Source organism: Nocardioides sp. (assembly GCF_047606145.1).
Classification (GTDB): domain Bacteria; phylum Actinomycetota; class Actinomycetes; order Propionibacteriales; family Nocardioidaceae; genus Nocardioides.
Genome location: NZ_JASGET010000065.1, coordinates 39,828 through 46,310 on the forward strand (window position 1 = coordinate 39,828; position 6,483 = coordinate 46,310).

At 73.5% G+C, this 6,483-nt stretch carries 8 protein-coding genes; 4 read left to right on the plus strand and 4 right to left on the minus strand.

All coding sequences use genetic code 11. The annotated features are described in order from the left end of the window. Positions 1–34 precede the first annotated feature (34 nt). Positions 35–376 carry a DUF1801 domain-containing protein gene (locus tag QM638_RS08365; RefSeq protein ID WP_415141499.1) on the plus strand — a complete coding sequence of 114 codons (342 nt, stop codon included), beginning with the start codon at positions 35–37 and terminating at the stop codon, positions 374–376. 94 nt (positions 377–470) lie between these two features. Beyond that, positions 471–1,904: a cytochrome P450 gene (locus tag QM638_RS08370; protein WP_415141500.1), complete on the plus strand. Its 1,434-nt coding sequence runs from the start codon at positions 471–473 to the stop codon at positions 1,902–1,904. Between the two features lie 3 nt (positions 1,905–1,907). Here QM638_RS08370 and QM638_RS08375 read toward each other — a convergent pair whose 3' ends face one another. Further along, positions 1,908–2,855, minus strand: a complete 948-nt coding sequence (locus QM638_RS08375; RefSeq protein WP_415141501.1) for a helix-turn-helix transcriptional regulator — start codon at positions 2,853–2,855, stop codon at positions 1,908–1,910. A gap of 137 nt (positions 2,856–2,992) precedes the next feature. Here QM638_RS08375 and QM638_RS08380 point away from each other — a divergent pair, with 137 nt between their 5' ends. Together QM638_RS08380 and QM638_RS08385 are read left to right on the plus strand one after the other, a co-directional pair. Then, complete coding sequence (locus QM638_RS08380) at positions 2,993–3,694, plus strand: histidine phosphatase family protein (protein ID WP_415141502.1); 702 nt, start codon at positions 2,993–2,995, stop codon at positions 3,692–3,694. Next, complete coding sequence (locus QM638_RS08385) at positions 3,691–4,314, plus strand: NUDIX hydrolase (protein WP_415141503.1); 624 nt, start codon at positions 3,691–3,693, stop codon at positions 4,312–4,314. The genes QM638_RS08380 and QM638_RS08385 overlap by 4 nt, the downstream gene beginning before the upstream one ends. Before the next feature lie 55 nt (positions 4,315–4,369). On the opposite strand, the gene QM638_RS08390 is transcribed toward QM638_RS08385, so the two are convergent. The 3 genes from QM638_RS08390 to QM638_RS08400 form a co-directional block, all read right to left on the minus strand. Next, positions 4,370–4,936 carry a bacterial proteasome activator family protein gene (locus QM638_RS08390; RefSeq protein ID WP_415141504.1) on the minus strand — a complete coding sequence of 189 codons (567 nt, stop codon included), beginning with the start codon at positions 4,934–4,936 and terminating at the stop codon, positions 4,370–4,372. 127 nt (positions 4,937–5,063) lie between these two features. After that, the gene (locus tag QM638_RS08395; RefSeq protein ID WP_415141505.1) at positions 5,064–6,041 is read right to left on the minus strand and encodes an NAD(P)H-quinone oxidoreductase; all 978 of its coding nucleotides are present in this window, start codon (positions 6,039–6,041) and stop codon (positions 5,064–5,066) included. Positions 6,042–6,079: 38 nt separating this feature from the next. Continuing rightward, the coding region (locus QM638_RS08400) for an NTP transferase domain-containing protein (protein ID WP_415141506.1) at positions 6,080–6,483 on the minus strand (404 nt) is incomplete at its 5' end.

The following is a 6,483-nucleotide window of genomic DNA, read 5'->3' on the forward strand; positions in this document are numbered from 1 at the left end:
CGGGCGGCGGCGGGATCGCAGTAGGGTCGGCGGGGTGAGCGATGACTGGCGAACCGAGACCGCCCAGAACCTGCGGACCCTGATCCTGTCGGCCGACCCCGAGATGGTCGAGGAGGCCAAGTGGGTCAAGCCGTCGAACCCGGCCGGCGTACCGACCTTCTCCTGCTCGGGTCTGGTGTGCACCCTGGAGACCTACAAGGACAAGGTGAAGCTCACCTTCGCCAGGGGCGCCTCGATCGAGGATCCGGCCGGGCTCTTCAACGCCAGCCTCGACGCCGGGACCCGCCGCGCGATCGATGTCCGCGAAGGGGAGATGCCGGACGGAGCCGCCTTCGTCGAGCTGGTCCGCAGCGCGGTCGCCCGCAACCGAGGCTGAGCCTGGACCCGGCAGCTCGGATCGAAGCCGAGGTCGCGACCCTCCTCGCGGCCGGCGTACTGTGCAGTAATAAGCGCCGACGAAGGAGACCTCCGTGTTGAGACTCGCCAACTCCGGTGGAGAGCGCAGGCTTCTGGGCCCCCTGCGGCGGGTCGAGCGCGGCGTGCGCGACCAGGTCGACGCTCGGGTCAAGCCGGTGGTCCGCTGGGGCGTGGGCCAGGCGCTCCCGCGGGCGGCGATGCGAGGCGCGGCGCGCAAAGGCGACCTGCAGGGCAGGCTGATCGGCGCCTCGCCCGGGGTGCACACCGAGGAGCTGCACGGTCTCTTCGAGGAGGTGCGCGCGGCCGGACCGGTGCACAAGGGCGGGTTCAGCTATGTCACCGTCTCCCATCAGCACGTGCGGGAGGTGCTGAGCAGCAACGACTTCCGCACCGGGATCCTGGAGGGTCGCGGCGTGATCGGACGGCTCGGCGCCTGGTCGGCCACCGACGTGTTCAACCCGGTGCAGCCGCCCTCGCTACTGGCCACCGAGCCGCCCGACCACACCCGCTACCGCAAGCTGGTCACCCGCGTCTTCAGCGCCCGTGCGGTCGCCGGGCTGCGCAGCCGCACCGAACAGATCGCCACCGAGCTCCTCGACGACCTCGACGCCCGCGACGGCCGAGCCGGCGAGGGGCCGGTGGACCTGATCACCTCCTACTGCGGGCTGCTGCCGGTGACGGTGATCTCCGAGATCCTCGGCGTCCCCACCGAGCTGCGGGAGTGGATGCTCGAGCGCGGCGCGGCCGCCGGTGCCAGCCTCGACCTGGGGCTCGGCTGGCGCCGCTTCCGGGAGGTCGAGACCGCGCTGGCGGAGTTCGACACCTGGCTGACCGGTCATCTCAAGCGGCTGCGTGCGCAGCCCGGTGACGACCTGCTCAGCCAGCTGGTGGCGGTCAGCGAGGACGGCAGGGGCCTCAACGACCAGGAGCTGCGGGCGACCGCCGGGCTCGTCTTCGCGGCCGGGTTCGAGACCACCGTCAACCTGCTCGGCAACGGCATCGCGCTGCTCTGCGACCATCCCGACCAACTCGCGCTGCTGCGCGCCCGGCCCGAGCTCTGGCCGAACGCGGTCGACGAGATCCTGCGACTCGACCCGCCCGTCCTGCTCACCGGCCGGGTCGCCGCCCGCGACACCGAGGTGGCCGGCGTACGGATCGGCGAGGGGGCGGTGGTGACGACGGTCCTGGCCGCGGCCAACCTGGACCCGGACGTCTTCGCCGACCCGCACACCTTCGACGTCACCCGGGAGAACGCCCGCGAACACATCTCCTTCTCGGCCGGTCGGCACTACTGCCTGGGCGCCCAGCTCGCTCGGATGGAGGGCGAGGTCGGCCTGCGCGCCGTCTTCGACCGGTACGCCGACCTGCGACTCCTCCCCGGCCGGGTGCGCCGCCCGACGCGCATCCTGCGCGGCTACGAGCATCTGCCGGCCGTCCTGGGTGACGGCGAGTCCGTCGACGATCGCGTTGGTCCGATCGGGGCGTGATCCTCAGGCCTCGGCGGCGGCCAGCAGCCGCCGGCCGAGGTCGACGAGAGCGGCCCGCACCTCGTCGCCGAGCACGACGCGGAAGGGTGCCGGCAGCCTGACCAGCTGTTCGGCGTAGGAGGCCGGGTCGTCGGTCGAGCCCACCAGCCGACACCCGGCACCGTCCTCGCTGAGCCGACCCAGATGGCCCGCGACGGCACCGGCCACCCGGTCCATCGGCGCCTCGATGTGGATCTCCACGGGGTGCGTCCAGCCCTCGCCGAGGTGCTCCTCCACCGTGGCCACCGGGTCGAGGTCGGGGGCGGTGATGCGCTCGTCGGTGGGCCGCACCCAGGAGATCCGGTCGATGCGCAGCACCCGTCGCGCCTGGGAGGTCTGGGAGTAGCACAGCAAGTACCAGCGGGCATGGCGCACGACGATCGCCCACGGGTCCAGCACCATCTCGCGCAGCCGCTCGGGGCGGGTGCGGTAGCCGACCCGGATCCGGGTCCCCGTCTCACAGGCCCGGGCGAGGTCGACGATGACCTCGGGCTCCGGCCGCGCCGCCGCCCGGTCCGGTGCCGCGGAGGTCGTCCGGCGAACCGCGTCCAGGGTCTGGGCGAGCGGCTCGGGCAGCACCCGGGCGATCTTCCCGATCGCGGCACCGACGGGCGTCTCGCTGGTGCCGACGTCGTGGTGTCCGTCCAGCACCGCCATCACCAGGCCCAGCGCCTCGGTGGTGGAGAAGATCAGCGGTACCCGGGCACCCCGGCCGAGCCGGTAGCCGCCGTACGGGCCGCGCACCGAGTCGATCCGCAGCCCCGCCTCGCGCAGCGTCGAGACGTAGCGTCGGGCGGCCCGGTCGGAGACGCCGAGCCGCTCACCCAGCCGCTCGGCGGTGATCCCGGGCGTCGCGCCGATCAGCTCCAGCGCCAGGAGTGCACGCGCGGTCGGGCTCTCCTCGGGGGACATCGCGCCCTCCTTCCGGATTCCTGGGTTGGTCGAGCAACCAACGGATGCGACATCGATCGGTGTCGCCCCAGCCTCTCAGAAGCTCCGCGCCCCTTCACGCCCTCGCGGGCGAGGCGCCGCCGGTAGGCTCGGCCTCGATGCGACTCCTCCTGATCCGACACGGCCAGACGCCCAGCAACGTCTCGGGCGCACTCGACACCGGGATCCCCGGTCCCGGCCTCACCGAGCTCGGCCGGGCCCAGGCGCGGGCCATCCCGGAGGCCCTCGCCGGCCAGCGGATCGGCGCCATCTCGGCCTCCCCGATGATCCGCACCCAGTTCACCGCCGCACCGCTGGCCGAGCGGCTCGGCCTGCCGGTGACGGTGCGGGCCGGGTTGGAGGAGATCTCCGCGGGCGACCTGGCGATGAACTCCGACCGCGACTCCGTCGAGGCCTACCAGCAGACGCTGCACGAGTGGGTCACCGGCAACCTGGACCACGCCATCCCGGGGGCCGCCGACGGGCATGCCTTCCTGCGTCGCTACGACGCCGCCATCGCCGCGGTGGCGGCCGAGACGATCCGTGCCGACGGCGCGGACGGCGTCGCGGTGGTGGTCAGCCACGGCGCGGCGATCAGGCTGTGGAGCGCGCTGCGCTCCGACGCCGGCCACGCGTTGGCCACCCAGCACCGGCTGGGCAACACCGGCATGATCGTGCTGGACGGGGCGCCGGACTCCGGCTGGCGGATGGAGCGATGGCACGGCGACCCGATCGGTGGGGTGGGACTCGCCGACGTGGCCGCGCACGACGTCACCGGCGACGCGGATCCGGTCGAGTCGGAGGAGTCGAACGCCTCGTGATCGGTCCCGAGGAGCTGGCCAGGCTCAGGGCCGCGCAGGCCGCGGATCCCACCTCGGTGCGCACGTTCGTCCCGGTGGCCCCGGCGGACCGGCCGCGCCGTCGGCGTCGTACCGCGCGGGTGGTCCTGGTCGACGACCGCGACCGCACGCTGCTCTTCGCCGACTCCGACCCGGGCATCTTGGGGTCGCGCTGGTGGATGACACCCGGCGGGGGGATCGATCCGGGGGAGAGTGACCGGGCTGGGGCGGCGCGCGAGCTGGCCGAGGAGACCGGTCTGGTGGTGGCGCCGTCCGGCCTGCTCGGCCCGATCATGGTGCGCACCGTGCTGCACGGCTACACCGATGTGGTCATCGAGCAGGAGGACGTCTTCTACGCCTGCTGGACCCCCGCGTTCGAGGTCTCCGACGCCGGCCACACCGAGGAGGAGAAGCTCACCCTGGCCGAGCACCGCTGGTGGAGCCGTGTCGAGCTGGCCGGGACGGTCGAGGAGATCTGGCCCGCCACGCTGGCGGCGCTGTGGGCCGAGGCCGACGTACGCCGTGCGGCGGCCCTCGCCGGAGATCCGCTCGCCCCTCCGCTCGACGGCGGCATCGTGGAGGAGTCGTCCGTCCCGGTGTGAGGCGGCACGAGTCGGCCGCTACCCGAGCCCCATCTCAGCCCCCTCGGGCCCGGGCTCAGAGGTAGAGCCCGCCGGAGTCACCGTGGCCCTCACCCTGGGGCTGACCGGGCATCCCAGCCTGGGGATGCATGCCGGGTCCGGCCGCCTGGGCGCCCGGCGGCAGTCCACGCCGGATCTGCTCGAACTGGGCGCGGGCGGCCACCTGCTGGGCATAGATCGCCGTCTGGATGCCGTGGAAGAGGCCCTCCAGCCAACCGACCAGCTGGGCCTGCGCGATCCGGAGCTCGGCCTCCGACGGGGTCTGATCGTCGGTGAACGGCAACGAGAGCCGCTCCAACTCCTCGACCAGCTCGGGGGCGAGCCCCGACTCGAGCTCCTTGATCGAGGATCGGTGGATCTCCCGCAGCCGGTTCCGGGAGGCCTCGTCCAGTGGCGCGGCCTTCACCTCCTCGAGGAGCTGCCGGATCATCGAACCGATCCGCATCACCTTGGCCGGCTGTTCGACGAGATCGGTGATGCCCCGCTCCTCGCTCTCCTCGGCCTCCTCGGTGGCTGCCGCCATCGCCACGGGCTGGCCGTCCGGCCCGATCACCATGACCGGCCCCTGCTGCTCCTCGCTCATGTTTCCACCTTAGAGGGTCCGTGACGCAGGCCCGGTGGGCGGGAAGAGGGGGACCGGCGCGGCCCCGGCCGCGCACCGGGGCACGGCGACCGCTCGCCCGTCGCCACTCGCTCGCAGTCGCTCGCAGTCACTCGACGGTGAGCAGGATCTTGCCGGTGTGCGTGCCGGACTCCATCAGCCGGTGCGCGTCGGCGGCCGCACCGAGCGGGAAGACCTGGTGGACGACGGTGGTGATGCTGCCGTCGGCGATCAGCGGCCAGACGTGCTCTCGGACCGCGGCGCAGATGGCCGACTTGCCCGCCACCGGCCGGCCCCGCAGGTTGGTGGCGATCAGCGCGGCCCGCTTGCGCAGCAGCGCGTTGAGGTCGATCTCGCCGCGTCGCCCACCCTGCATCCCGATGACCACCAGCCTGCCCTCGAGTGCGAGCGAGTCGATGTTGTCCGCCAGGTAGCTGGCGCCCATGTTGTCCAGGATCACGTCGACCCCGGCGCCGTCGGTCAGGTTCTGCACCGCCGCCGGCCAGTCGCCGTGGTAGTCGATCGCCTCGTCCGCGCCCAGCCGTCGGCACAGCTCCAGCTTCTCCGGCGTGCCCGCCGTGGTGAGGACCCGGATGCCGAGGGCATGGGCGAGCTGGATCGCGAAGCTGCCGATGCCGCCGGCGCCACCGTGTGCCAGCAGCGTCTCGGCCGGCCGCAGGCCACCGACCATGAACACGTTCGACCAGACCGTGCAGGCCACCTCGGGGAGCGCCGCGGCGTCGATCAGCTCGACGCCGTCGGGCACCGGCAGCAGCTGACCGGCCGGCACGGCGACCCGCTCGGCGTACCCACCGCCGGCGAGCAGCGCGCACACCCGATCCCCGACCCGCCAGTCCTCGACCCCTTCGCCGACCGCGCCGATGGTGCCGCTGCACTCCATCCCGATGATGTCGGAGGCACCGGGCGGGGGCGGGTAGAAGCCCTGTCGTTGGAGCAGGTCGGCCCGGTTCAGCCCGGCCGCGACCACGTCGACGACCACCTCACCGGGGGCCGGCATCGGGTCGGGCACCTCGGCGACGCTGAGGACCTCGGGCCCACCGGCCTGTGTTGCCACCACTGCATGCATGCCGCCAGCGTAGTGACCGGTACGTCGCCCCGGGCCGCTCACCGCCCGGGCAGATCCGCGGGGCTGTCGACGTCGCGGTGCTCGTCGCCCTCGGCCGGCGTCTCGACCAGCCTCAGCGGTGCCAGCAGCCGCCACACGCCCAGGCCCACCGCGGCCCCGGGGGGCAGTCCGGCGTGCAGGTTCCGGAGGGCCGCCGCCTCGAGCATCAGCGCCAGCTGCCGGCGCGCGTCCGGCCCGATCAGGACCGCGCCGTCCGTCGCCTCGTCCATGCCGCCCGCCGGCTTCACTGCCGCGGCCCGGGCCAGCCGATCGAGGGTGCCGGTGGTCAGGTGCGGCATGTCCACCGCGAGCACCGCGACCCGGGGCGGCGCGGTCCGCAACGCGGTCCAGCCGGCGAGCAGGGCCGCGGCCGGGCCGGCGTACGGCGGCTGCTCACGGACGA